Annotated in this window: 23 protein-coding genes; 6 read left to right on the forward strand and 17 right to left on the reverse strand. The window is 71.6% G+C overall.

Annotation, left to right across the window (positions count from 1 at the left end):
- Position 1: 1 nt before the first annotated feature.
- Entirely contained in the window at positions 2 to 1234 is a 1233-nt protein-coding gene (locus tag WBG06_RS10910) for a cytochrome P450 (protein ID WP_336736654.1), read from the reverse strand.
- Between the two features lie 142 nt (positions 1235 to 1376).
- Between WBG06_RS10910 and WBG06_RS10915 the strand changes: the two genes are divergently transcribed.
- A complete protein-coding gene (locus tag WBG06_RS10915) occupies positions 1377 to 2333 on the forward strand; it encodes a helix-turn-helix transcriptional regulator (RefSeq protein WP_336736655.1) in 957 nt (318 codons plus the stop codon).
- A 99-nt stretch (positions 2334 to 2432) separates the two neighbouring features.
- Here the strand turns inward: WBG06_RS10915 and WBG06_RS10920 are convergent, their stop codons facing one another.
- Genes WBG06_RS10920 through WBG06_RS10930 form a run of 3 tightly spaced genes read right to left on the reverse strand, consistent with a single transcriptional unit; the run spans position 2433 to position 5456 of the window.
- A complete protein-coding gene (locus WBG06_RS10920; RefSeq protein ID WP_336736657.1) occupies positions 2433 to 3551 on the reverse strand; it encodes a GNAT family N-acetyltransferase in 1119 nt (372 codons plus the stop codon).
- Positions 3552 to 3598: 47 nt separating this feature from the next.
- Complete coding sequence (locus WBG06_RS10925) at positions 3599 to 4564, reverse strand: alpha/beta hydrolase (protein ID WP_336736658.1); 966 nt, start codon at positions 4562 to 4564, stop codon at positions 3599 to 3601.
- A 34-nt stretch (positions 4565 to 4598) separates the two neighbouring features.
- Positions 4599 to 5456 carry an alpha/beta hydrolase gene (locus tag WBG06_RS10930; RefSeq protein WP_336736659.1) on the reverse strand — a complete coding sequence of 286 codons (858 nt, stop codon included), beginning with the start codon at positions 5454 to 5456 and terminating at the stop codon, positions 4599 to 4601.
- 158 nt (positions 5457 to 5614) lie between these two features.
- On the opposite strand from WBG06_RS10930, the gene WBG06_RS10935 reads away from it, so the two are divergent.
- Positions 5615 to 6526 carry an alpha/beta hydrolase gene (locus WBG06_RS10935; protein WP_336736661.1) on the forward strand — a complete coding sequence of 304 codons (912 nt, stop codon included), beginning with the start codon at positions 5615 to 5617 and terminating at the stop codon, positions 6524 to 6526.
- 83 nt (positions 6527 to 6609) lie between these two features.
- The gene (locus tag WBG06_RS10940; protein ID WP_336736662.1) at positions 6610 to 7578 is read left to right on the forward strand and encodes a helix-turn-helix domain-containing protein; all 969 of its coding nucleotides are present in this window, start codon (positions 6610 to 6612) and stop codon (positions 7576 to 7578) included.
- Here the strand turns inward: WBG06_RS10940 and WBG06_RS10945 are convergent.
- Both WBG06_RS10945 and WBG06_RS10950 read right to left on the reverse strand, forming a co-directional pair.
- The gene (locus WBG06_RS10945) at positions 7563 to 8117 is read right to left on the reverse strand and encodes a TetR/AcrR family transcriptional regulator (protein WP_336736664.1); all 555 of its coding nucleotides are present in this window, start codon (positions 8115 to 8117) and stop codon (positions 7563 to 7565) included. The genes WBG06_RS10940 and WBG06_RS10945 overlap by 16 nt on opposite strands.
- Positions 8114 to 9310, reverse strand: coding sequence for a cytochrome P450 (locus WBG06_RS10950; RefSeq protein ID WP_336736666.1), 1197 nt, complete (start codon positions 9308 to 9310; stop codon positions 8114 to 8116). The genes WBG06_RS10945 and WBG06_RS10950 overlap by 4 nt, the downstream gene beginning before the upstream one ends.
- A 144-nt stretch (positions 9311 to 9454) precedes the next feature.
- Here WBG06_RS10950 and WBG06_RS10955 point away from each other — a divergent pair, with 144 nt between their 5' ends.
- Together WBG06_RS10955 and WBG06_RS10960 are read left to right on the forward strand one after the other, a co-directional pair.
- Positions 9455 to 11008, forward strand: a complete 1554-nt coding sequence (locus WBG06_RS10955; RefSeq protein WP_336736667.1) for a sodium-dependent transporter — start codon at positions 9455 to 9457, stop codon at positions 11006 to 11008.
- Positions 11005 to 11136, forward strand: a complete 132-nt coding sequence (locus tag WBG06_RS10960) for a methionine/alanine import family NSS transporter small subunit (protein WP_336736669.1) — start codon at positions 11005 to 11007, stop codon at positions 11134 to 11136. The genes WBG06_RS10955 and WBG06_RS10960 overlap by 4 nt, the downstream gene beginning before the upstream one ends.
- A gap of 78 nt (positions 11137 to 11214) precedes the next feature.
- Here the strand turns inward: WBG06_RS10960 and WBG06_RS10965 are convergent, their stop codons facing one another.
- The 3 genes from WBG06_RS10965 to WBG06_RS10975 all read right to left on the reverse strand — a co-directional run bounded on the left by WBG06_RS10965 (position 11215) and on the right by WBG06_RS10975 (position 14703).
- Positions 11215 to 11661 (reverse strand): cupin domain-containing protein, encoded by a 447-nt coding sequence (locus WBG06_RS10965; protein ID WP_336736670.1) that lies wholly within the window; start codon positions 11659 to 11661, stop codon positions 11215 to 11217.
- 66 nt (positions 11662 to 11727) lie between these two features.
- On the reverse strand, positions 11728 to 14280 hold the full coding sequence (locus tag WBG06_RS10970; RefSeq protein ID WP_336736672.1) for a helix-turn-helix transcriptional regulator: 2553 nt from the start codon (positions 14278 to 14280) through the stop codon (positions 11728 to 11730).
- 51 nt (positions 14281 to 14331) lie between these two features.
- Entirely contained in the window at positions 14332 to 14703 is a 372-nt protein-coding gene (locus WBG06_RS10975) for a DoxX family protein (protein ID WP_336736674.1), read from the reverse strand.
- Positions 14704 to 14885: 182 nt separating this feature from the next.
- On the opposite strand from WBG06_RS10975, the gene WBG06_RS10980 reads away from it, so the two are divergent.
- Positions 14886 to 16133 (forward strand): NAD(P)/FAD-dependent oxidoreductase, encoded by a 1248-nt coding sequence (locus WBG06_RS10980; protein WP_336736676.1) that lies wholly within the window; start codon positions 14886 to 14888, stop codon positions 16131 to 16133.
- A gap of 28 nt (positions 16134 to 16161) precedes the next feature.
- On the opposite strand, the gene WBG06_RS10985 is transcribed toward WBG06_RS10980, so the two are convergent.
- The 8 genes from WBG06_RS10985 to WBG06_RS11020 form a co-directional block, all read right to left on the reverse strand.
- Entirely contained in the window at positions 16162 to 17688 is a 1527-nt protein-coding gene (locus WBG06_RS10985; protein ID WP_336736677.1) for a PucR family transcriptional regulator, read from the reverse strand.
- Between the two features lie 83 nt (positions 17689 to 17771).
- Positions 17772 to 19166: an MFS transporter gene (locus WBG06_RS10990; RefSeq protein WP_336736679.1), complete on the reverse strand. Its 1395-nt coding sequence runs from the start codon at positions 19164 to 19166 to the stop codon at positions 17772 to 17774.
- Positions 19167 to 19218: 52 nt separating this feature from the next.
- A complete protein-coding gene (locus WBG06_RS10995; protein WP_336736680.1) occupies positions 19219 to 20217 on the reverse strand; it encodes an MBL fold metallo-hydrolase in 999 nt (332 codons plus the stop codon).
- Between the two features lie 177 nt (positions 20218 to 20394).
- Entirely contained in the window at positions 20395 to 21780 is a 1386-nt protein-coding gene (locus tag WBG06_RS11000; RefSeq protein WP_336736681.1) for a dipeptidase, read from the reverse strand.
- A complete protein-coding gene (locus tag WBG06_RS11005; protein WP_336736683.1) occupies positions 21777 to 22838 on the reverse strand; it encodes a branched-chain amino acid aminotransferase in 1062 nt (353 codons plus the stop codon). The genes WBG06_RS11000 and WBG06_RS11005 overlap by 4 nt, the downstream gene beginning before the upstream one ends.
- Positions 22839 to 22843: 5 nt before the next feature.
- The gene (locus WBG06_RS11010) at positions 22844 to 23938 is read right to left on the reverse strand and encodes a threonine aldolase family protein (protein ID WP_336736685.1); all 1095 of its coding nucleotides are present in this window, start codon (positions 23936 to 23938) and stop codon (positions 22844 to 22846) included.
- Positions 23935 to 24663, reverse strand: a complete 729-nt coding sequence (locus WBG06_RS11015) for an HpcH/HpaI aldolase family protein (protein ID WP_336736687.1) — start codon at positions 24661 to 24663, stop codon at positions 23935 to 23937. Before WBG06_RS11015 ends, WBG06_RS11010 begins: the two co-directional genes overlap by 4 nt.
- Positions 24660 to 25379 (reverse strand): aspartate/glutamate racemase family protein, encoded by a 720-nt coding sequence (locus tag WBG06_RS11020; protein WP_336736688.1) that lies wholly within the window; start codon positions 25377 to 25379, stop codon positions 24660 to 24662. Before WBG06_RS11020 ends, WBG06_RS11015 begins: the two co-directional genes overlap by 4 nt.
- Positions 25380 to 25416: the final 37 nt, after the last annotated feature.

Here is a 25416-nt window from a genome sequence, read left to right on the forward strand (position 1 = left end):
TTCACACCTCCCAGGTGCCGTGCAGGCTCGTCGGGCCGCGGAACCCCCAGCCCCAGAACTCCACGCCCTCGCCGGTGTCGCGCTCGAGGTTGGGGATCGCCTCGAAGAGCTCCTCGAGCCCGATCCGCATGACCTGATTGGCGTAGTAGATGCCCGCGCAGGCGTGGTTGCCGGCGCCGAAGGCGAGGTGCGGGAGCGGCGGCCGGTGCAGGTCGTACGCCGTGGGTGCGTCGTACTTCCCGGTGTCGTGGTTCGCGGAGCCGTAGGAGAGGATCACCGGCGTGCCGGCGGGCAGGTCGACGCCGGCGATCGTGACCGGCCTGGTGCTGATCCGGGCGGTCGCCGACCAGATCGGCGAGGTCCAGCGCATCCCCTCCGAGATGGCCCGGGGGAGCAGCGAGGGGTCGTCGACGACCTCCTCCAGCTGCTCGGGACGGCTGAAGAGGCCGACCAGCGTGGAGGCCATGCCGTGGCCCGGCTCCTGCATCGCGCCGAGCAGGTAGACGTAGATGGTGGGGTAGATGTAGTCGCGCTCCCGCGTCTTGCCGGGAGGCATCCCATCGTGGATCCAGTGGGAGATGGCGGTGTTCTCCGGGTGCTCGATCCACTTGTCGATGAGCGGGTCGACGACCTCGCGGATCTCGGCGCGCGCCTCGTCGCCGGGCTTGAAGCCGTCGGGGTTGGTGAACTCGCCGTTCTCGTCCACCCCGGCGTTGGTGAAGGAGACGTTGAGCTTGTGGAACCACTCGCGGAGCTTGTCCGAGGAGACCGAGTGCAGCCCGAGCAGGTCGCCGAGGGAGCGCACCGAGACCGGTTCGCAGAACTCCGAGACGAGCTCGGCGTGGCCGCGGTCCTCGAACGCCTCGACGTACCTGCGGGCGATCGGGCGGACCAGGTCGTCCACCCAGCTGTCGACCTCGGCCGGCTGCAGCTGCGGCTCGACCATGCCCCGCAGGTCGGTGTGGATGTCGCCGTTGACGCCGATGATCGCGGGGTGGCCGAAGGTGCGCCCGCCGGCGGGGGTGATCACGGCCTCGAAGTCGGGGCTGGTGGCGACCTCGCGACAGACCTCCGCGGTGGAGGCGACGTAGGAGCCGAGAACCGGGACGTAGGCGAGCGGGGCCTCGCGGCGCAGACGCTCGTAGGTCGGGTAGGGGTTTCTCTCGAGCTCGGTCATGGTGACGTCGTCGAGCCAGGAGAGGTCCTGCTGGTCGGGCTGCTGCGTGGTCGTCATGAGTTCTCCTCGGGAGGGATCGGAGGTGTCGGAACCGGCCTCGAACGTAGGTCCGGGACGACTCCTCGGCGACACCGATCGCGCGGTCTCGGCACCGAGAACGCGGCGGATTGTGACCTCCGTCTCAGGTACGCTCGGCGGCATGTCCGGTCGCATGCGAGGCGCTCCCAGGGACTGGGGGCAGGCCTCGCGCGTCGTGGCACAGGCCTACTTCCCGCACGAGCTGCGCCCCGTCGGCGGTGCGAACGAGCCGCGGCTCACGCTGCGTACGCTCGACCTCGGTCCGGTCCTGATCGGCCACGTCGGCTGGGGCGCGGACGTCGCGATCGAGTGCGACTACCCGGGTGCCTATGAGGTGAACATGCCGATCACCGGCCACCTGGAGAGCCGCGGCCGGTTCGGCGACCTCACCTCGGTGGTCGGCCAGGGCACCGTCTTCTGGGCCGACACCCCCTCGCTGATCAGCCACTGGGACGCGACCTGCACGGTGCTCGGCGTGAAGTTCGACAGCGCCTGGCTCGAGGTCGAGACCGAACGGATCCTCGGCACCGACCGCACCACCGCCCGGGCCGTCCTCCCGGAGCAGCTGTCGTTGGAGGAGGGTCGCGGGCGGGCATGGCGTCACCTGATCACCAGCCTGGCCGCCAACCTGCACGACCCCGCCATCTTCGCCGACAGCGACCTGGTCCAGCGCCAGCTCGCCGGGGCAGTCGCCGCCGGCCTGCTGGAGATCTGCTGCCCCGACGGCGGCGTCCCGACAGCGGCTCAGCCGCGGACGGTGCGCCGCGTGGTGGAGGCCCTCCACGACGACCCGGCGCGAGCCTGGACCGCGGCAGACATGGCAGCGCTGGCCGGGACGAGCGTCCGCCGCCTGCAGGAGGGGTTCCAGCAGTGGGTGGGCAGCACGCCCTCGCAGTATCTCCTCGACATCAGGGTCCAGCGGGCCCACACCGACCTGCAGACGAACCCGACCCTGAGCGTCGCGGACGTCGCGGCGGCCTGGGGATTCTCGTCCCCGAGCCGGTTCGCGGCCGCCCATCGGCGCAGGTACGGGACGGCGCCGTCGGACGTCCTGCGACACGGTGGTCGCACCACCTGACGTCCCGGCGCGACCGACCGCGGGGCCGCAGGATCAGGACGGGATCCCGTTGCGCAACAGCCTGCGCTGCGTACGCCGCCCCTGCGCCACCACGAGGGGCTATGCCCACGTCATGTTGATCGCCCGCTGAAAGTTGACGTAGCCGGCACGGTCGAAGGCCTGCGCCATCGGGACGTTGCCGAGATCCGTGGAGGCCCGGATCCTCGGGACGTCCTGGTCGGCGAGGATGCGTGTGCCTCTGCTCAGCAGGTCGTCGATATAGCCCTGGCCCCGATGCGCCGGCAGGACCCCGACGTAGGCGATGATCGCGTGATAGCTGTTCCGCGCGGGGATGACGAAGCCGACCGGCTCGCCATCCTCGAGCTCACCCACCTGCCACCACTCCCGTGGGCTGGAGAAGTCGGCGAACTCGCCCTCGAAGTGCTTGGCGGCAACGTCGGCAGGCGACGATGTCTCGAGGTCGGCCCGGCTGTGCGCGTCGAGGGTCCCCTGCAGGACCGGCTCCATCAGGGCCAGGAGCTCCTCCCGGTCGCTCACCGGCCGGAATCGCAGGCGCTCGCTCGGGACCGGAACCGGGGAACCGGCCCGCCACTCGAGACGGAGACGTTCGACGAGCGGGGTCGCCCCGAGCCCTTCGAGGACGGACATGCGCGACTCGACGACGCGGCGCGCGGCCGGGTCGTCCCGCCAGTCGGGCGGGAGGTATCGCCCGTACTCCGGTGGCGTCGAACCGGCCGGCACGACGGCGGCCAGCGCGGTCCGCAGGAGTCGGGTCCCGATCGCGATGGCAGCGTCCGTGTCCAGGGTGTCATCGAGGTCGAAGAAGTCCAGGACGTCCGGTGCCGCCGCGCCCGGTCGACCCCACCACGAGGCGCGGGCGAGCAGGCGGTCGCCACTGGTCGCGACCCACATCCACTCGGGGCGACGCCGCCCCTCGGCCAGGTCATCAGCCACCTCGTCGTCGAGCACGTAGGAGAGCCGGAGGAACAGGTCGAGCTCGTCCTGGCTCGAGAGGGGTCGGACGACGATGTCGCCGATCGTGTCGTTGATGTCGTGCTCCTGGGTGGGGGAAGGTGTGGATCGGACCCAGTCGGCCAGGTCGGGGTCGGAGCCTACGGCGTCAGCGGCGAGGTGGCTCAGGGTGGCCCCACGGATGCTCGGGGAGTCGTGGAGCACCTCGCGGAGACCGAACGGGGCCAATCCGCTCGATCCCGCCATCGTCGCCGACAGCGACCTGGTCCAACACCAGCTCGCCGGCTGGGAGGTCAGTCCGAGTGCAACGCGGCGCGTAGCGCTGCAGTCGCCTGGCCGACAGCAGCGACCGCGGCGGAGGTGTCGTGCAGGGCGTTCAGCATCACGAAGTCATGGATGGTGCCGCCGTAGCGTACGGCCGTGACCTGCACGCCGGCGCTGCGCAGCCTGGCGGCGTACGCCTCGCCCTCGTCGCGGAGCACGTCCGCCTCCGCGGTGATCACCAGCGCGGGAGGCAGACCGGCGAGCTGCTCCAGGCTCGCGCGCAGCGGCGAGACCGTCGGCAGCGCACGCTCGGCCTCGTCGGTCGTGTACTGGTCCCAGAACCACTTCATCCCGTCCCGGCGGAGGAAGTAGCCCTCGGCGAAGCGGCGGTAGGAGTCGGTGTCGAAGGCGGCGTCGGTGACCGGGTAGAACAGCACCTGCTGCACGAACGCCACGTCGCCGCGCTCCGTGGCCAACAGGGTGAGGGCGGCGGCCATGTTCCCACCGACGGAGTCGCCGGCGACGGCCACGGTGGAACCGTCCAGCGCGTGCTCGGCGCCCTCCTGGGCGACCCACCGCGCGACGGCGTAGGACTGCTCGAGCGCGACCGGGTAGCGGACCTCGGGCGAGCGGTCGTACTCCGGGAAGACGACCGCTGCGTGCGCGCCGATGGCGAGGTCGCGGACCAGGCGGTCGTGGGTGTGGGCGTTGCCGAAGACCCAGCCGGCGCCGTGGACGTACAGGACGACCGGGAGGGTGCCGGTGGCGTCGACCGGACGGACGATCCGGGCTCTGACCGAACCGGTCGGGCCGCCGTCGACGGTGACCCACTCCTCCTGCACCTCGGGCTTGAAGATGTCGCTGTCCTGGACCTCGTCGACGGCTTTCCGCCCCTCCTCGGGCGGGAGCTCGTAGAGGTACGGCGGCGCGTCGGTGGCCTCGACGAAAGCCTGGGCGGCCGGCTCGAGGGAGAGCCCGTGCGGGTTGGCAGTCATGGGGATGAACCTCCTGGCGATCTGGGGTCTGGGCTCAGCCGTTGGCCGGGTGGTGTTTCCGGACGAAGTCGAGCGCTGTCTCGGCGACATCGCGCCAGCCGCTGTCGATGGTCAGCGAGTGACCGCGGCCGGGGATCTCGACGAACTCGGTGACGGCGTGGGTGTTGTGCGCGTGCTTCTTGTACGCCGCGTGGGTGATGGCGTGCGGGACGGTGTGGTCCTTCTCCCCGGAGACCAGCAGGATCGGCCCGCGGTCCTCTGCCTTGAAGTCGACCCGGGTCTCGCTGAACGGGTTCAGGTTGGCGACCGCGGCCTGGAAGATCGGCACGCCCGAGGCAGCGACGTGGAACTCCTCGTACAGCTCGCGGGACTCCTCCTCGGTGAGGTTGTTCGTCCAGGCGTACCGGAACTCCTCGTAGGTCAGGGTGACCGAGCGACGGGCGTTGGCCGGGTTCCCGAGGACGGCCGAGCCCGCCTTGAGCGCGGACGGCGGCAGCGGCAGGATGCCGCGTCCCGGTGCCGGGTCGATCGCCACGGTGGCGGCAGAGGCACCCTCGCCGGCGATCTTCTGGGCGATGAGCCCGCCGAAGGAGTGCCCGACGACCGCCGGCCTCGCGGGCAGCCGGCCGATCGCCTCGAGGTAGTGGTCGGTGACGGCCTGGACCATCTTGTGGGCGAAGACCTCGGGGCGCTCGCGAGCCTCCTCGATGGTCTCGGGGTCGTCGGGCCACCCGGGCGCGATGGTCGCGTAGCCGTCCTCCTCGAAGACGGCACGCCAGCGGTCCCAGCTGCTGGACAGGAGCCAGAGACCGTGCACGAACACGACGACGGGTCGGCCGCCGGCGTCGGCTCGTTCGATCTCGTCGAGCTCTCGTGAGGTGAGGGTGGACATGGTGATGCTCCCTTCGCGATGGACCGGGGTCGGCCGATGTCCTCACGCTAGGCAGCCGGCCCGCCACGATCTCGTCGTTGCGTGACCACTGTTCGGCCTGGCGTGCCTACCTCACCGCGACGCGACCGCGGACGTGGTGGCGTACTAGCGTCGGGGCCGTGGACCCGACCGGAGAGGAGGAGGCGTTGGCCCCGACCGTGACCTCCGCGGAGCTGCGGGCAGTCGAGGCTGCCAACCGCTCCGGTCGTCCGGTCGTCGTCCTCGTGCACGGCATGTTCCTCCACGCGAGCAGCTGGCGGGAGTGGCAGACCCTCTTCGAGGGCGCCGGCTATGCGACCGTCGCCCCCGGCTGGCCGGGCGAGGCGGACTCGGTGGCCGCAACCCGAGCCGCAGGGGGATCGACCCGGCGGCAGGACCTGCGCGCAGTCCTCGCCCACCACCGCGACCTCATCGGCCGGCTCGACCGGCCACCGGCGCTGGTCGGTCACTGCGCCGGCGGATGGGTGGTGCAGCGGCTCGCCTCGGAGGGGCTGGCCTCGGTCACCGTGGCGATGGAACCGACCCCGTTCCGCGGAGTCCTACCGATCTCGATGAGCACCGTCCGCTCCGCGCTTCCGGTGGTGGCCAGGCCGCGTCACTACCGGCGTCCGACGAGCCTCACGTTCGAGCAGTTCCGTTACTCGTGGGGCAACTCGGTCGACGTCGACGAGGCTCGTGACCTCTACGACAGGCACCACGTGCCCGCACCGGGCGCACCGCTCTTCCAGGCAGCGGTCGCCAACCTGAGCCCATGGTCGACCACCCGGATCGACACCCGCGCCGCCGACCGCGGGCCGCTGCTTTTCATCGCGGGCGCCGAGGACCGGCAGGCGACCTGGCCGATGACCCATGCCGCCTATCGCCGCCACCGCCGCAACCCGCATCCCACCGAGATCGTCGAGATGCCCCACCGCGGCCACACGATGCCCGTCGACCACGGCTGGTCGGAGGCCGCCCTGCTCGCGCTGTCGTTCATCGAGCGGCACATCCCGTCCCCACCGGTCCCTGCGGCGCGTCCAGAAAATTCATGAACCTGCACGATCCCCGTGCTGCCGGCCGCCCGCGAGCCCTATGCTCGGCGGCAAGCGAGCCGCGGGGCTGAAGGGAGACCCGGATGGAGACGGTTCAGCTCGACGCTGAACAGTTCGCACCCCGAGACCGGGAAGAAGCGATCCGGTCGATCATCTGGGACAACGTCGTCAGGGTCGAGATCCAGCAGCAGCCCGACCCCGAGCACATCCGTGTCGGTGCGCGCATCGCAGACCTCGGCATGCTCACCATCTGCTCGGTCCGGTCCAACGCCACCACCATCGAGCGTACGTCTGCCCTCGCCGCCGATCCGACGGACGCCTACCTGTTCGTCGGTCTGCAGCTCTCCGGCTCCAGCATGGTGGTGCAGGGCGACCGCGAGGCCGTCCTCGGACCCGGCGACCTGGCGGTCTACGACACCCGCCGTCCCTACACCCTCGTGAACGAGGGCGGCATTCACCAGCACTACTTCCGGGTCCCGATCGGGGCGCTCGCGCTGCCCGGCCGGGCTCTCGAGTCCGTGACCGCCGTACGCCTGGACGGGCGCCGGCCGCTGGCCCGGGCGACCGCGGGCTACCTGGGGAACCTGGCCGGCAGCGTGGCCGACCTGTCCACCGCCGAAGCCGCGCAGGCCACGGCGCCGACCATCGGGCTCGTCCGCACGCTGCTGACCGCGCAGCTCCTGGAGTCCCCGCTCCACCGCGAGCACCTCGACGACAGTCTGGAGACGCGGGTCCTGGACTTCATCCGCGTCCACCTGGCCGACCACGACCTCTCCGCGCGCCGGATCGCCGCCGCCCACCACATCTCGGTGCGCCAGCTCTACCGGCTGCTGGGCAGGTCCGGCATCGTCCTCGGCGACTGGGTCCGCGAGCGTCGTCTCGAGCGGTGCCGGGACGAGCTGGCCGACCCGACGAGCCGTCGCACGGTCACCGAGGTCGCCCACGCGTGGGGCTTCCCCGACCCGTCACAGTTCGGCCGGGCCTTCAAACGGGCCTATGCGATGACGCCACGGGAGTGGCGGCAGGTGAGCCGGGCTCACTCGGCCGACTGACCACGCGCCCGGGGGAGCACCAGGAACCGCTCGAGCATCCGGCGCTCTGCCGCTGCGTCCTCGCCGGGCTCGGTGAGGAACGACATGATGATGCGCAGGACCCAGTCGGCCAGGTCGGGGTCGATCTCCCCGTCGGCGAGGTAGCTCTGGGCGGTCCCCCGGATGATCGGCGAGTCACGCAGCACCTCGCGCAGGACCGTGCTGTCCCCGGCGTACCAGGCGGCGAGGTGGGGGCGCTCACGCACGGCGGCGAGGCACGCGACGACGGCATCCACCACGCGGCGCCCGGGGTCGGCGACCTCGGCGGTGGCCTGGGCGACCTGCTTGGTGATCAGCCTGGCCTCACGGTGGGCAAAGGCGTGGATGAGGGCCTGACGGTTCTCGAAGTAACGGTAGAGAGTGGCGCGCGAGCATCCGGCCGCACGGGCGACCTCGTCCATGCCCGGCTTGTCCACGCCACGCTCCACGAAGAGCTCGCCCGCGGCGTCGAGGATGCGCTCCGCGGCGAGCTCGGTCCGCTCGGCCTCCAGCCAGCTCATGCGGTCACCTCGACGTGGAGCCTGACAGGCCTGCGTACGTAGCTTCCCGGCGCCCACTCCAAGGAGTCGTGGTCGACGGTGAAGGACGGCATCCGGGTGAGTATCTCGGTGATCGTCACGCGACCCATCATCCGGGCGGCGGCAGCGCCCAGACAGTGGTGGGCGCCGTGGGCGAAGGTGAGGATCTGCCGCGGGTTGCGGGTGACGTCGAGCTCCTCGGCATCGGGACCGAAGACGCGCGGGTCGCGGTTGGCAGCGGCGTAGCAGAGCAGGACCTTCTTCCCGGCGGGGATCGTCGCGTCGTGCAGGGTGACGTCGCGCGTGGTCGTGCGGGCGAGCCCCTGCACCGGCGAGGTGAGCCGCAGCAGCTCCTCGACCGCGGCCGGGACGTCGTCGAGGGCGAGCTCGCGCTGGTCCGGCCGGTCGGCCAGCAGCGGCAGCCCGCCGCCGAGCAGCCCGGTGGTGGTGTCGTTGCCGCCGGCGACCATGGTGAACGCGAAGGCGAGGACGCGCAGCAGACCGGCGTCGTCGTCGGCCCCGCCCGCGGCGACGAGATGCGAGACAGTGTCGTCACCGGGCTCGCGGCGGCGCTTGTCGATGAGCTCGGCGAAGTAGCCCATCAGCTCGGCCGCGGCATCGGCCCCGATGGCCTCGTCCTGGGCGGCGTTGGCGGTCACGATCGCGTCGGTCCACCCGTCGAAGCGACCCCAGTCGGCCTCGGGAACGCCGAGGTAGTGCGCCACGACCATGCTCGGCAGCGGCTTGAACAGCTCCTCGACGATGTCGCCGCCGCCGGCCGCCCTGATCCGCTCCACCCGCTCGACGACGAACCGGGTGACCCTGGGTGTCACCTCCTCGACCTGCTTCGGCGTGAACCCGCGGTTCACCAGCTTGCGGAACTCCGTGTGGACCGGCGGGTCGGTCATCACCATCGGCGGGTTGTCGGCCAGGCCGATCCGCTCGAGCTCGTCGTAGGCAGTGGTGAGGCCGTGGCCGGAGCTGAACGTCTCATGGTCACGAACCGCCGCATAGACGTCATCGTGCCTGGTCAGGACCCAGTAGTCGCCGCGGGCGACGTGATGGACCGGGTCGTGCTCACGCAGGGCTGCGTACATCGACCAGGGGTCGGCCCAGGTCGCACCGGTCGGAGGGACGTACGCCGCAGCGGCGGCATGAGACATATTCCTTGTCATGTCTCACAAATTGGCCATAAGGCGGCGGTTTGTCAAGGGTTCGCGTGCGACATACTGCACCCCGCACCGGATACCGGTCGATCGACCAACTACTGTGCTGTGATTGGTGTCACAGTCACCAAGAACGAACAAGGAGGCGGATAAATGAGCACGACACCTGACGGCGTGCAGGACCGTGCGGCAGCGAAACGCGGGGCATTCTCATCGCGACAGGTCTTCATCTTCGCGGCGATCGGCTCCGCGGTGGGCCTGGGGAACATCTGGCGTTTCCCGTACGTCGCCTACGAGAACGGTGGCGGCGCCTTCGTCATCCCCTACATCGTCGCCTTGTTGACGGCGGGTATCCCGTTCCTCTTCCTCGACTACGCCCTCGGCCACCGCTACCGCGGCTCGGCCCCGCTCTCCTTCGCGCGGCTCCGCCGCGGCACCGAGGGCCTGGGCTGGTGGCAGGTCGGCATCTGCTTCATGATCGCCGTCTACTACGCCGCGGTGATGGCCTGGGCGGTCCGCTACACGATCTTCAGCGTGAACAAGGCCTGGGGCGACGACCCGGAGGGCTTCTTCTTCGGTGAGTTCCTCAAGGCGGGAGACCCCGGCGTGGACGCCACGCCGGTGTGGGGCGTACTCATCCCGCTGCTGCTGGTGTGGGTCGCGATCCTGGCCGTGATGCTGCTCGGCGTGCAGAAGGGTGTCGGGGCGACCTCGGTCATCTTCATCCCGGTCCTCGTGGTCGCCTTCGCGATCCTGGTGGTGCGCTCGCTCTTCCTCCCCGGCGCGGCCGAGGGTCTCGACGCGCTGTTCACCCCGAACTGGGGAGCGCTGACGGACGCGACGGTGTGGGCTGCGGCGTACGGACAGATCTTCTTCTCGCTGTCCATCGGCTTCGGCATCATGATCACCTACTCCTCCTACGTCCACAAGCACACCGACATGCCAGGCTCGGGACTCGTCGTCGGCTTCGCGAACTCCAGCTTCGAGCTGCTCGCCGGCATCGGTGTCTTCGCTGCCCTCGGCTTCATGGCTCAGGCCAGCGGGGTGAGCGTCAGCGAGGTGGCCACCTCCGGCATCGGGCTCGCGTTCGTCGCCTTCCCGGCGATCATCAGCGAGGCTCCGGCCGGCGCCCTGATCGGCGTGCTGTTCTTCTTCTCGCTGGTCATCGCGGGCTTCACCTCGATGGTCTCCATCGTCGAGGTCGTGATCTCCGGCGTGCGGGACAAGTTCGAGATGACGCGCACCGGCGCCACGATCGGAGTCATCGTGCCGATGGCCCTGGTCAGCCTCGTGTTCTTCTCCACCACCAGCGGGATCTACGTGCTCGACATCGTCGACCACTTCATCAACCAGTTCGGCATCCTGCTGGTCGCCGTCATCTCGATGCTGGTGATGAGCTGGGGGCTGCGCGTGCTGCCGATGTTCAGCGACCACCTCTCCGACGGCAGCTCGATCGTCGTCGGTGCCTGGTGGCGGATCCTGATCAGCATCGTCGCCCCGATCGGCCTGATCCTCGTGCTGGGGCTCTCCTTCTGGGAGGACGTGAAGACGCCGTACGAGGGCTACCCGACCTGGATGCTCGCCGTCTTCGGCTGGGGCGTCGCGGGTGCGGTCATCGTCTTCGGGTTCCTGGCCGCACAGTCGAAGTGGCGTGACCCCGAGGCCCTGTCCACGGTTCACTTCAACGAGAAGGGAGCACAGTCATGAGCGGTTCCGCCATCGTCATGATGCTGATCGCGATGCTGGTCATCTGGGGAGGCCTGGCTGCGGCCGTCGTCAACCTGCGACGCAGCCCCGACCTTCCGCACGCCGACGAGGTCAAGCGCGACCTCTGAGGATCCCTGACGAAGGGCCTGTTCCGGACCGTGGCGCGCAGCCACGGCACGGGCAGGCCCTTCGTCATGCCACGCGGATCATCCGCCCGCGAGCCCGACCCCGTGGCGTTCGGTGACGGCCAGGATCGCGGTCATCGAGTCCGCAGGAGCAAGGTCCGCGCGGACGGAGCTGGAGAAGTCGGCGAAGAAGCGTCCGGCGCGATCCCCGGTGACGATCGCGAGGAAGCGGGCCGACTCGCCGACGACCTCGAAGGTGGCGGGAGTGCCGGCGGGGAAGACGACCAGCCCGCCCGGCTCCATGTCGTAGGGCTTGCCGTCCACGTACGCCGTGACCCGGCCCTCGAGCAGGTAGAGCACTCCGCTCCACGGCGAGACGTGCGGGGGTGCCATCGGCACGGACGGGGCGAGCACCTCGAAGATCTCGAAGGCGCCCAGCTCGTCCTTGACGGCGGCCTTCGCGACATGGTCGCCATCGATCATCGGGTAGTGCTGGCCCTCCTCGGGCCGGACATAGGTGGTGCTCATGATTCCTCCTCGGTCGGGTTGAGTCCCAGCATCGACCGCGGGAGCGAGCCCGGTGCGAGTAGTGCGCTACTCGACTCCGAGAAGATCGGTCAGCGCGGCCCGCTCGGAGACACCGAGCTTGTGACCGGCTCGGTAGAGATGCCCCTCGACGGTCCGCACCGACAGGGTCAGCCGGGCCGCGATGTCCTTGTTCGACATCCCCCGAGCGGCCAGCGCGGCGATCTCGCGCTCGCGGGCGGTGAGCGGCAGCGGCCGGGCAGCGATCGCGAGCGCCGGGGTGCGCGCGCCCGACCTCTCGGCGAGCTTCGCGGCGGTGGTCGCCGCGTTCAGGGCCGACCCCGGCTGTCCGGCGCGACGGTGCACCTCGGCCGCCTGCGCCGCGGCGTCCCCTGCCGCGACGAGGTCTCCGAGCCGGACCCAGGAGTGAGCGGCGCGGAGCAGCGCGGCGCCGTCCTCGTCGGCGAAGGCCCTGGCGTGCGCCAGAGCGACCTCGGCACGTGGGCCCAGCCCGGCCAGCGACGACAGGCTGCGGGCCGCCGCGGCGGTCGCACCCCCGAGCTGGACCGCGGTCTGCCAGGCGAGGACCTCGTACGCAGGTGACCCCGACTCCCGGGCGACCTCGGCGGCTTCGGCCGCGCGACCGACGGCCTCCGTCGTCGCCCCGTCCGCAGCGGCACCCCACGCCAGCGCAAGGAGGTCGTCCGGCAGGTAGAGCCGGTACGCCGGGTGGTGCCCGGCAGCGATGCCGGCCAGGAACGGAGCAGCCTCCGCAGGTCGCCCGGCCTGCGCCCAGGCGGTGGCCAGCAACGTACGGCATCGGAACCCGAACTCGTGGCCCGATCCCTCCAGCCCTGCCCATGCCTCCTGCAGCGGGAGCAGCGCGTCGCGTATCCGTCCCTCGGCCAGCGCGGCGTGACCTGCCACGACGAGACCCATCAGCCTCGCCGGTCCCAGAAGATCGGCCGAGGAGTCCCGCATCCTCCGGGCCAGGTCGACGCCCCGGCCCGGGGTGCCGGCGAGCCGATGCCCGAGCACCTGGAAGTCGGCGAGCCCGAACCCGGGGATGACCGTGGGCACCCGATCGGCGGTGAGCCCGCCCACGACCGCAGCCTCGTCGAGGAGGTCGTGCTCGCCGGTGACGGCGGCCGCCGCGGAGGCCGAGGTGGCGACCAGGATGCGGGCCAGGTCGTCAGGGAGCTCGCTCCGCAGCAGCTGCGGAGCGCGGGCCAGGACGCCCGCGAGGTCGCCGTCGGCCACGTCCAGGACGAGCGACATGGCCGCCGCGTGGGCCGGAGCCGCACCGGTCGCCTCCGCCGCGGCCAGCGCGAGCCGGGCCTCACCGGGACGGGCCAGCGTGAAGAGCAGGTTGCCGGTCCGATGCAGCTGCACGAGGGCGAGCGTGCCCGGGTCCGGTGCACCGTCGACGATGTCCACGTGGATCGCCTCGGCCTCCTCCCCGCGGCTGAGCCAGGAGAGCGCGGCGGCGTGCACCACCCGCGCGGCGAGGCCGCCGGTCTCTGCGGCCGCGCGTGCCAGCCGCTCGGCCAGCGGCAGGTCGTACATCCGGGTCGCCGCCTCTGCGGCCCGCAGGAACAGCGCCGGCTCCGGTGGCAGGTCGGAGTCGAGGGTGAGCACGGCGCGGGGGATCGGGTCCGGCTCGGCCTCGAGGGTCCGCGCCACCTGCCCGCGGAGGCGGCGAGCACGCAGCGTGCCCATCGCGGCGCGGCGTACCTCGCCGTAGAGGGGGTGCGTCAGCCGCGCGACACGACCATCCGTACGCACCAGGCCGCGTTCCTCCGCCGCCTCGACGTCCTCGGCCGTGGTCAGCTCGGCCAGCGTCCGGACCGCCACCGGCTCGGCGAGGGCGACCAGGTCGACGACGTCCTGGACGCCCGCCGGGAGATCACCCGTCTCTCGTTCCAGGAGATCGGCGAGCTCCGGCGAGATCGCCGGCTCGCTGGTCCAGCACCAGATCCCGGACGCGGCGGTGAACCGGCCGGATGCCACCTCGCCGGTCAGCAGATGACGCAGGAACAGCGGGCTTCCCTCCGTCAGCGTCCACAGCCGGTGCGCCGAGGCCGTGTCCACCGGGCCGCCCAGCACCCCGGCGATCAGCCGCGTGCTCGCCCTGACGTCCAGCGGGGACAGATCCAGGCGCGGGAGGTGGTCGTCCTTCCACAGCGAGGTCACGATGTCGGGTGCCGGCTCCCCGGTACGCAGCGTGATCAGCACCGGCGCCAGCCGCCGCGCCACCACCCGGTGCACCAGGATCGCGGAGTGCTCGTCGAGCAGGTGGGCGTCGTCGACCACGAGGACCAGCGGCAGCCGATCGGCGAGCTGCGCCAGCGCCCGCCCGATCGTCTCGACCGCCTCCCCCGACGGCGCGTCCAGCAGCCCGGCGAACGCACCCAGCGGGAACGGTCGGGCCGCCGCGCTGCCCTGGGCGAACACCACGTTCTCCCCGCGGCGTACGGAGCCCGCCAGCGCCTCACGGGCGAGCCGGGTCTTCCCCACCCCCGCCGGACCCGCAACGATGACGCCCGCCGCCCCGGGCCGGAGCGCCGCCGCCACCCGGCTCAGCTCGGCGTCCCGCCCGGTCAGCGGCCACGGCCGCTCCATGCCGTCAGGCTAATCACTCGGCTCCGCGGGCGCATCACCCAAGTGGGTTGCTCAGAACGGCTCTAGCCCGAAGCGTCCCCAGGCGACGAAGACCATCGCCGCGAGGAAGAGGAGGTCGCCGAGGAGCTCCTGGTGCTCGCCCCGCCGGATCCGTTCGGTCGCCGCGCCGGCCATGTAGAGCGCCATGCACGACGCCGCCACGGGCACCAGGACCGGCGCCACCCCGACCAGGGCCGGTAGGACCAGCCCGACGCCGCCCAGGATCTCCAGGACGCCCATGAACTTCACGTTTCCGGGCGTGAAGTCCTCGGGCCAGTGCAGCTTCGCCGCGTAGGTCTCGTACGGCATGGCCAGCTTGAAGATGCCGCCGACGACGTAGGCGACGCCGAACAGGCTGGCGACGATCCAGAGGGCGATGTTCATGATGTCTCCCAAGGTGCAGACAGTTGCTCCGATGTGGTCAGACTCTCCGACGGTGGACCCGTCGAATCTGTGACACCGAGGCTCCCGGTGCCTCGGCAGTTGTGCTGGGAGCACAATCCATCGGCCAGTGGTTGTCGTGAACGCGCAGCGAGCCGCCCGCCTCGGGAGGCGACGATGAGGCCATGAACTCAGCCTCTCGCACCTCCTCGCCGCGCCGGGTCGCGGTCGTGGGCGCCGGCATGGTCGGCCTGTCCACCGCGTGGTACCTCCAGGAGTCCGGTGTCGACGTCACCGTCATCGACCGCGACGGTGTCGCCGCCGGGTCGAGCTGGGGCAACGCCGGCTGGCTGACGCCGAGCATCGCCGTGCCGCTCCCCGAGCCGTCGGTCCTGCAGTACGGCCTGCGCGCCGTCCTCAGCCCGTCGTCACCGGTCTACGTGCCGCCCACCGCGAACCCGCGGCTGCTGCGCTTCCTCGCCCAGTTCGCCCGCAACTGCACCCCGGCACGATGGCAGCAGGCGATGCAGGCGCTGATCCCGCTCAACAACGGCGCGCTGGCCGCCTACGACGAGCTCGAGCAGGGCGGGGTCGAGGCGCGTACGAAGGCGGCGAGCCCGTTCACCGCCGCGTTCCGGACTGTCGAGGACAGCCGGGCACTGCTCGAGGAGTTCGAGCACATCGAGGCCAGCGGCCAGCGGGTCGACTTCGAGGTGGTCGACGGCGCCCGGGCGCGCGCCGAGGAGCCCGCCCTCTCCGAGAGCATCACCACCGCGATCCGCATCCACGGCGAGCGGTTCATCGACCCCGCGGCGTACGTCCACTCGATCGCGGAGTCGGTGCAGAAGCGCGGCGGTCACCTGGTGACCGGGACCGCGGTCGAGCAGGTCCGCTCGGAGGGTGGCGAGGTCGTGGTCGCCGGCGAGCGCTACGACGCAGTCGTCGTCGCGACCGGCGCCTGGATCGGCGCCCACGGTCGGCAGGTCGGGGTCAGGCGCATCGTCCAGGCCGGCCGCGGCTACTCCTTCACCGTGAAGGTCGACGACGTCCCGCGCGGCCCGGTCTACTTCCCCACGCAGCGGCTGGCCTGTACGCCGGTCGGCGACCGGCTCCGGATCGCGGGCATGATGGAGTTCCGCGACGCCGACGCACCGCGGGACCCGCGGCGGATCGACGCCCTGGTCGGCGCGGCCCGCGACCTGCTGAAGGGCGCGCACCTCGACCAGCGCGAGGACGAGTGGGTCGGCTCCCGGCCCTGCACCTCCGACGGGCTGCCGCTGATCGGCGCCACCCGCGATCCCCGCGTCTTCGTCGCGGGCGGTCACGGGATGTGGGGGATCACCCTCGGCCCGGTGACCGGACGGCTGCTCGCCGAGCAGATCGTCACGGGCACCCGTCCCGAGCCGCTCCGGGCCGTCGACCCGTTGCGCTGATCGTCATCGGGCCGCGCCGTCCTCGTCCTCACGTGGCGGCGCGGCCGTCCCGCGCTCGGAGCCGGGCGATCTCCAGACGCAGCGCGAGCCGCTGCTCGGGGTCCTCGAGGTCGATCGGGCACAGCGACAGGAGCCGGGCCGCCCGGTTCCTGACCGTGTTCGGATGCACCCCGAGCGACCGGGCGGCCCGCTTCGGCTCGCCCCAGAAATCGATCAGCGCCTCCAACGTGTCGACCAGCACCGTCGCACCGTCGTCGTCGAGGAGCTCCTTGAGCGGCGACACCGCCGGACGGCTCTCCAGGCCACGGAGTGCACGCGCCAGGACGAGCGCCGGCCAGCCCTCGGCGACGGTGACCACGGGACCCGCGCCTCCGGCAGCAGCGAGCTCTGCAGCCGTCATCCGTGAGTCCTCGAGCTCGCGCGGCGCGGCGACAGCCGTGCCGACGTACATCCGTACGGCCGCGTTGGTCCGGCCCTCGCCACGGACCAGGTCCGTGAGCCAGCCGTCGGTGCCGGGCCCTGAGGACCCGGCCCGGAGGACGGCGTACACGTGGTCACCGAGGTCGGCGACCACCGGCCGGCGCCACCCTCGTCGACGACAGAGCGCCTGCCACAGCTGACAGCGGGCCTCCGCGTCCAGGTCCGCCGGGCCGGCCAGGACCGCCACCCGCCACGGACCGTCCTCGAGCCACTCCGGCTGGTCGATCACCGATCCGCGAACGACGGACCGGACCTGGTCGAGCTGGACCTGCTGATGGAGCTCCTCCTGCGCCCGCAGCCGGAGCAGCGAGAGCGCGACGAGCTCCGTCGCCGCGTCCAGCTCGCGCTCGTGACCGAGCGACAGCGGGTTCTCCGCGATCGCCCAGATCGACCCCAGCCACTCGCCGCCGGCGCGGACGGGGATCACATAGCGCGCCTTGACGCCGCCGGCGCCCGCGGGCACGAAGAAGGGCGCGTCGGAGCGCGCCATCCGCCGGAAGACGCCCAGCGAACGGAAGTGGTCACGCACCTCGCGCGGCACCCGCCGACCGACGATGGTGGCCGTCCGGGCGGCGTCGATGTCCGACTGGCCACGGGAGTACGCCAGCACGTGCGAGCTCGCGTCCTCGATCGTCACGGGTGCGTTCAGCAGTGAGCTGATCCTGTCGGCGACGTGGAAGAGGTCGTCGTGGAGATGGTCGGCCGAGCCCCGCTCGGGAGCGGCCGCGGCGTCGATGGCGGACCGGACGACCGCGACCACCGAGCTCAGCGACGCCCCCTCGACCATGCCGAGCAGCGGTAGACCGGTCTCGGCACAGACCCGGGCGACCGCATCGTCGTCGGCCAGGCGGCGGCGCAGAAGCAGACCGGAGGCCTCGGAGCAGGACGAGACGATCGCCAGCACCTGTTCGGCCTCCACGGCGCCGACCACCGTCACCAGCTCGCCGCGACCCGCTGCCGTCTGATCGCCCACCTCGGCGATCTCCAGACCGAAGACCGGTCGCGCTTCACCCGGGACGACGACCTCGACGAACCCCGGAGGCAGGGAGTCGGCCAGGCTGGCAGCGGTGATCACGACGCCACTGTGCCACGACGCCCGGCCGTCCACCCGGTCGTACGATGCGGCGGCGCTGACCCGAGAGGTGCCGGGTGCGCAGATCAGACGGCAGGCTGCGTGGAGGCGTCCTTCGCCGCTCCGGAGGGATCCGCAGGGTCTGCGGGGTCGGCGGGGTCTGCCTGGCCGGACGGATCGGCCAGGTCGGCCCGGTGGGACTCTCCGGAGCACCAGATGGCGACCACGCTGACGAGGCAGACCGCGGCGGCGAAGGCCGCCACCAGCACGGGATTGGAGCCACCCGCGGCGCCGAGCAGCGCGGCACCGATGATCGGCGCGAAGCCGGCGCCCAGGGTCGAGGCGATCTGGTAGCCCAGCGAGGCACCGGTGTAGCGGGAGCTGGTGCCGAACATCTCGCTGATGTACGCGGCGAGCGGGCCGTACATCGACGCCTGGAGGATCGGGTTGCCGAGCACGAACCCGGCCAGCAGCAGCCAGATCGAGCCGCTGCCGATCATCAGGAGCACGGGGTAGATGAGCACGGCCGTGGCCAGAGCTCCGCTGATCATCACCGGGCGGCGACCGATCCGGTCCGAGAGGATGGCGAACGCCGGGATGGTGACGATGTGCAGGAGCGATGCCAGCCCGTGCATGACCAGGACGGTGGTCCGACCGTGCCCGGCCTGCATCGCCAGGGAGAGGGCGAAGGTGGCGAGGAGCGACTGGATGACGAACGCGCTGGCGCCACCGAAGCAGGACAGGATGACCTGGCGGTACTGCTTCTGCAGGACCTCGACCAGCGGCGGCTTGGTCGGGGCGGGACGGTTGCGTGCCTGCTCGAACAACGGCGACTCGCTCACCCGGAGCCGCACGAACAGCCCGACGGCGACCAGCACCACGCTCAGCAGGAACGGCACCCGCCAGCCCCAGGCGAGGAACTGGTCCTCGGGGAGCAGGCTGAACAGGGTCAGCACCACGGTCGCGAGGACCGCACCGCTGGGGCCACCCATGTTGGCCACGCTGGCGGCGAAACCGCGCTTGCCCGGGTCGGCGTGCTCGAGCGCCATCAGCGCGGCCCCACCCCACTCGCCGCCCACCGCGATGCCCTGCAGCACCCGCAGCGTGACCAGCAGGAGCGGCGCGAGGGAGCCGATCTGGTCGTACGTCGGGAGCACGCCCACGAGGGCGCTGGCCACGCCCATGACCGACATCGTGACCACCAGCATCGACTTGCGGCCCAGCCGGTCACCGAAGTGGCCGAAGATGATGCCGCCGATCGGGCGCGCGAGGTAACCGGTCGCCAGCGTGCCGAACGAGGCGATGGTGCCGACCAGCGGGTCGAGGTTGCTGAAGAACAGCTGGTTGAACACCAGGCTCGCGGCGATGCCGTAGAGCAGGAAGTCGTAGAACTCGACGGTGCTGCCGAGATAGCTCGACAGCAGCACCCGGCGCATGTGGCGGCGGTCGCCGTGCGTCTCGGCGGTGGTGGTCTCGGACATGGGTTCTCCTGGGCGATGGGGCGGGTTCGGGTGATGGCTGGTTCGGGACGGGTCAGGGAGCAGCGATCGGGACGCGCTGCAGGTCCTCGCCGATGACGAGCTCTCCGGAGAAGTGCTTGGCGGCCTCGTGCCAGCGCGGCACATCGATGTCGCCCGGCACGAAGTGGGAGAGGACGAGGGTGCGGACACCGGCCCGCTCGGCGATCTGGCCGACCTGCGGAACCGTCGTGTGCGCGGAGAGGTGGTGCTCGATCATCGCCCGCTGCTGGGCGGTGCGCCCGTTCTCGTAGGCGCGGGCGACGTACTCCTCGTCGATCACCTCGTGCACCAGCACGTCGGCACCGGTCGCCAGGCGCACGAGGTTCTCGCAGGGCCCGGTGTCGCCGGAGACGACCACGGAGCCGCTGTCGGTGTCGAAGCGGAAGGCGAAGGCCGGGGCCATCGGCGCGTGCTGCACCAGCGTGGCCGTCACGCGCACCTGCTCGTCCTCGAGCACGACCCACGGCTCGACGTCGGGCGCGGCATCGTGGTCGGGATCGATGACCAGACCCTCGGGAAGCTCGATGTCGGCCACGGTGAGCAGCTCGCGCGGGTCACGTCGCCGGGTGTCGCGCATCCGGTCGTTGAGGTCGGTGGCGTACGCCGCCTCGAGGTGGCGCACCATCGCAGTGAACCCCGGCGCCGGCTCCTCGGGGCGCACCAGCCGCGGGACGGGACCGCCGTCGGCGGCTACGTCGGGGAAGCTGCCGCGCGAGGGCGGGCCGAGGCAGGTGACCGGCGCGGCGACGTCCTCGAGCCCCTCGTACCAGCCGTAGAGCAGCAGGTTGGCGAGGTCCGCGGTGTGATCGGAGTGCAGGTGGGTGACGAGCACCGCCCGCAGCCGCGCCGGGCTGTGCCCGGACCGCGAGAGCTGCGCCCCCGCGCCATAGCCACAGTCGACGAGGTAGACGCCTCCTCCGATCACCACCGCGGTGGAGATCCCGGAGCGGGTACGTCGCCACCGCGGCCCGCCGGAGGTGCCCAGCAGCAGCACGTGGTCCTGCGAGTTCATCCATCTCTCCTTGTGTAAATAACGCACGCTTGCGTGTAGACTTAGAACAGAGTGATCCCTGTCACCCGGCTCTGTCAAGGAGGTCTGCGGAATGAGACGAGAGTTCTGCGCGCACCACGAACAGGCCCGTGGCGGGCGAGCCACGGGCCTGACGCAGTCGACGGACGGTCTGAACCCTCAGTCGGTCGGGTTCGGCGAGCCGAGCGTCTGCAGAAGCAGTGCCTCGGCCAAGCAGGCGTTGCGGAAGTCGCCCAGATGCAGGCTCTCGTCGTAACCGTGCGCTCGCGTGTCGGGATCCTCGACGCCGGTGACGAGAACCGCTGCGTGCGGAAAGACGGAGGACAGCAGGTGGACCAGCGGGATCGTGCCGCCGACACCGATGGCGACCGGCGTCGACTCCGGCCAGGCTGCTCCGAACGCATCGAGCGCGAGCCGGTGCGCCGGGGAGGTGGGGTCTGCCGCGAAGGGGTGAGCCCTGATGCCCGGCACCACTCGCACATGAGCGCCGTGGGGAGCGGTGGCGTGGAGGTGCTCGGTCAGGGCGCGCAGCGCGCGGTCGGGGTCGTCGCCCGGAGCGAGACGCACCGAGATCTTCGCGCGGGCGGTCGCGGCAAGCGCGTTGGGCGCCTCGGCGACGCGAGGGCAGTCGATGCCGGTCACCGTCACCGACGGCTGGTGCCACAGCCGGTCGGTGACGCTCCCGGCGCCCGTCAGGCCGACGCCGGGCAGCAGTCCGGCGTCGGCACGGAGCTGCTGCTCGTCGTACTCGACCGGGCTGGGCGCTGAGCGGCCCACCAGGCCCGGAACGGCGACCGCCCCGGTGTCGTCGTGGAGGCCGGCGAGCACCCGCACCAGCACAGCCAGTGCATCCGGTACGACGCCACCGAAGGCGCCCGAGTGGAGCGGATGCTCCAGGGTCGCCACCTCGACGATCACCTCGACCAAGCCGCGCAGCGACACGGTGAGCGCCGGGGTGCCGACCTCCCAGTTGAGCGCGTCGGCGATGACGACGACATCCGCGGCCAACCGGTCACGGTGCTCGGCCAGGAGAGCCGGAAGCGTCGGCGACCCGATCTCCTCCTCGCCTTCGACGAGCACGGTGACACCCACCGGCAGGTCGGGGCCCAGTGCGCGGATCGCGGCTAGGTGGACGGCGAGGCCCGCCTTGTCGTCGGCTGCCCCACGGCCGTAGAGCCGTCCGTCTCGCTCGACCGGCTCGAAGGGTGCGCCGGTCCAGCCGTCGGGATCACCGGTCGGCTGGACGTCGTGGTGGGCGTAGAGCAGGACGGTCGGCGCCCCCGGCGGGGCCGGACGGTGTCCGATGACGGACGGGAGGCCCTCCTCGGCACGGACGACCACGACGTCGAGGCCTTCGGCCGTCAGAAGCCGGGCGACCTCGGTGGCGCTGCGCTCGACGTCGGGATGGTGGTGGGGGAGGGAGCTCACCGACGGGATCCGCACCAGGCTCTCGAGGTCTGCGACCAGCGCGGGCATGCCTGCGTCGACCCGGGCGGCGAGCGTCGTGAGGACAGCGGACCCAACGCCACCGTCGCGGGCGGTCATCCGACCGTCTTCATCCAGTCGTGGCGGTCGGGCATGGTGCCCTCCTGGATGCCGAGCAGCGCTTCGCGCAGACGGGTGACCCAAGGCCCCGGCCGGCCGGAGCCGACCACGAACTCCGCCGACCGCGTACGCACCGTGCCGATCGGGGTGACCACCGCTGCCGTGCCGCAGGCGAAGGCCTCCGTCACCGTGCCGTCCGCCGCTCCGGAGCGCCACTCCTCGAGCGAGACCGGCCGCTCCTCGACGCGCAGACCGAGGTCGTCGGCCAGGGTGATCAGCGAGGACCGGGTGATGCCCTCGAGAAGGGTGTCGGACACCGGCGGGGTGACCAGCGTCCGTCGGCCGCCCTCGTCGCGGACGAGGAAGAGGTTCATGCCGCCGAGCTCCTCGAGCCAGCGTCCCTCGCGCGCGTCCAGGAAGACGACCTGCTCCGCATCGTGCTCGGCCGCGACCTGCTGCACCAGCATGCCGGCTGCGTAGTTGCCCGCGCACTTGGCGTACCCGGTGCCGCCGGGGTGGGCACGGGGATGGTCCTCGGAGACCCAGACCGTGATCGCGTCGAAGCCGGCGGTGAAGTACGGCCCGGATGGGGAGGCGATGACCAGGAAGAGGTACTCCCGCGCCGGCCGGGTTCCCAAGGTGGCCTCCGTGGCGATCATGAACGGCCGCAGGTAGAGGCTGTGCCCGGGCCCGGTGGGCACGTGCTCCCGGTCGGCATCGACGAGCATCGAGACCGCTTCGACGAAGTCGGCCTCGGGGAGCTCGGGCATCGCCATCCGCCGGGCCGAGGTCGCCAGCCGCGCCGCGTTGCGCTCGGGCCGGAAGAGCCGGATCGTGCCGTCCGGGTGCCGATAGGCCTTCATACCCTCGAAGATCGCCTGGCCGTAGTGGAAGACCATCGTCGCCGGGCTCAGCGCGAGATCCTCGAACCCGCGCAGCCGAGGTCGCTCCCAGCCGTCGGGCGTCCATCGCATCGTCGTCATGTGCGGGGTGAAGGTCTGACCGAAGCCGAGCTGGTCGGCGGGTGCCGTGGGCACGGGGGATGGCGTGGGTGTCATGGCCGTCACGCTAGGAATCCCGCCGACTCCGGTGAAGAGGCCTCCTGCACAGCCGGAGCCGTGCTGTCGTGCACGCCGCCCGGCGAGAGCGTACGCACGGCGGCGAGCAGACCGTCGACGTCCTCGGGCCGGGTGTCCCACGCCGTCATCAACCGCACGACCCCGGGTCCCCAGTCGCTGAACGAGTACGTCGCCCGCAACTGCTCCGCGACGCCGGCCGGGAGCGAGGCGAAGACGGCGTTCGCCTCGACCGGATGGACGACCCGCACCCCTGGCACCCCACGAAGGCCGGCGGCGAGCCGGTCCGCCATGGCGTTCGCCTGGATGGCATTGCTGCGCCACAGGTCGCCGTCGAGCAGAGCGAGCAGCTGCGCCGAGACGTACCTCGTCTTCGACGGCAGCTGGGTGCTGGCCTTCTGCAAGAACCCGACGCCGTCGGCGTCCGGGTCGAGCACGATCACCGCCTCGCCGATCATGCCGCCGTTCTTGGTGGCGCCCAGGGAGATCACGTCCGCCCCTGCCGCGGCCTCGGCGAGGCCGATCCCCAGCCGGGCGGCGGCGTTGGCGAGCCGGGCGCCGTCGACGTGGACCTTCCAGCCGAGCCGGTGTGCCTCGTCGGCGAGAACAGCGACCTCAATCGGGTCGTAGCTCGTGCCGAGCTCGGTGCTCTGGGTCAGCGACAGCACTCCCGGTTGGGCACGGTGCCGGTTGCGGGCGTCCCGAGCGATGTCCGCCAGGTCGGTGGCGTCGAGCCGCCCGTCGGTGGTCGGCAGGGTGAGCAGCTTGAACCCGGCGTGCTCCGGGGCGCCGCACTCATCGGTGTGCAGGTGGGCGGCATCCGCACACACGACGGCGGACCATCGTGGTGTCACCGCCTGCAGCGCGAGGATGTTGGCGCCGGTCCCGTTGAACACCGGGAACGTACGCGCCTGCTGTCCGAAGAGCTCGCGGACCCGCTCCTCGAGCAGGGACGTATAGGGGTCGGCGCCGTAGCTCGGCAGGTGGCCGCCGTCCACCTCGGCGAGCGCCGCGAGGACCTTCGGGTGTGCGGCCGCACAGTTGTCGCTCGCGAAGTCGCGCCGCAGCTGGTGTGTCCTCATCGTGCCTCCAGGAGCGCCGTGAGGCCGGACCGGAGCGCGGCGGCGTCGGTGTCGACGGCGTGCAGGTCGAGCACCACACCGCGCTCGGCCAGGTCAGCGGCCAGCCCCCGGTCCCCGGTGAAGGCGCCGGTGAGCCGACCGTGACGGCGGGCGGCCGCCGACGCCGTGCGGATCGCGTCGAGCATCTTCTCCGAGCGCACCGGCTCCTCCAGCGACAGTGCGAGGTCGTACGGCCCCACGAAGAGACCGTCGATCCCGGGCGTCGCCGCGATCTCGTCGGCCGCCTCCAGACCGAGCCGGGTCTCGACCATCGGCAGCAGCAACGGCTGCGTCGACGTACCGACCAGGCCGGCACGGGACAGTCCGCCGCTTCGTCGTCCACGTGGCGGCAGGTGGGCTGCGGCGACGAGGCGCTCGGCCTGCGCCGCGTCCTCGACGGCCGGCACGATGACGCCGTCCACGCCGGCGTCGATCACCCGGGTGATCTCTGCCGGGTCGTGGGAGCGCAGCCGGGCGAGCACCGGCACCTCGGCCACCCGCAGCAGCGGGGCGAGCTGGGCCAGGTCGAGGTCCCCGTGCTGGAGATCCACGCCGATCCAGTCCGCCCCGCTGCCGGAGGCGACCTCGAGGCCGAACGGGCTCAGGAAGGTGACCCACAGCCCACGGAGCGTGGCGGACGCTCCGGCGGACCGCAGGCTGTCGGCGAATCCGGGAGCGTCGCTCACGCCGACCGGTCCTTCGCCGGAGGCGGCAGGTACGTCGTACGGCTGGGGGTCACGCCGAGCCGGACACAGCTCTCGAGCCAGGTTATGGCAGCACCGGTCGGGTCGACGACGGGGACCTTCAGCCCGGCCGCGGCCAGCCGCTCCTGCAGCTCGGCGGCGACGCCGAGCATGCCGGTGCAGCCGAGCACGATGACGTCGGCCTGCCCCGAGGAGATCGCGTCGACGGCCTGTTCCTCCAGCCGCTGCAGGAGCACGTCCCGGTCCTCGAGCCCGAGGACGGGCAGGTCGATGACCCGCATGGTGCCGATGCGGTCCTGGATGGCGTAGCGGCGCGCGAGGGAACGCAACATCGGCAGTACGTTGGGGAGCACCGTGATGATGCCGACGTGCTCACCGAGGCTGAGCGCGGTGAGGACGGCGGGCTCGAAGCCTCCGACGACCGGTGCGTCGATGATCTCCCGGGCGGCATGCACCCCGGGGTCGCCGAAGCAGCTGACGAAGACGGCGTCGACGTCGTCCTGGGCGGCCTCGGTGATCCGGTCCAGGATCCCCGGCGCTGCCAGCGCCTCGTCGTACTCCGACTCGATGCTGGCCGTGCCGCGCTCCAGCACGACCGCGTCGACCTTCGTGTCGGGAGAGGCCCAGCTGACGACCTCGGAGCGGACATGGTCGATCAGGCTGTCGCCGATGATCGGGAGGATGACTCTGATGTGCATCTCGTCTCCTTGGGTTGGGTGCCACCTGCTGCGTACC

The sequence above is a fragment of the Nocardioides sp. CCNWLW239 genome (assembly GCF_037137035.1).
GTDB lineage: Bacteria > Actinomycetota > Actinomycetes > Propionibacteriales > Nocardioidaceae > Nocardioides.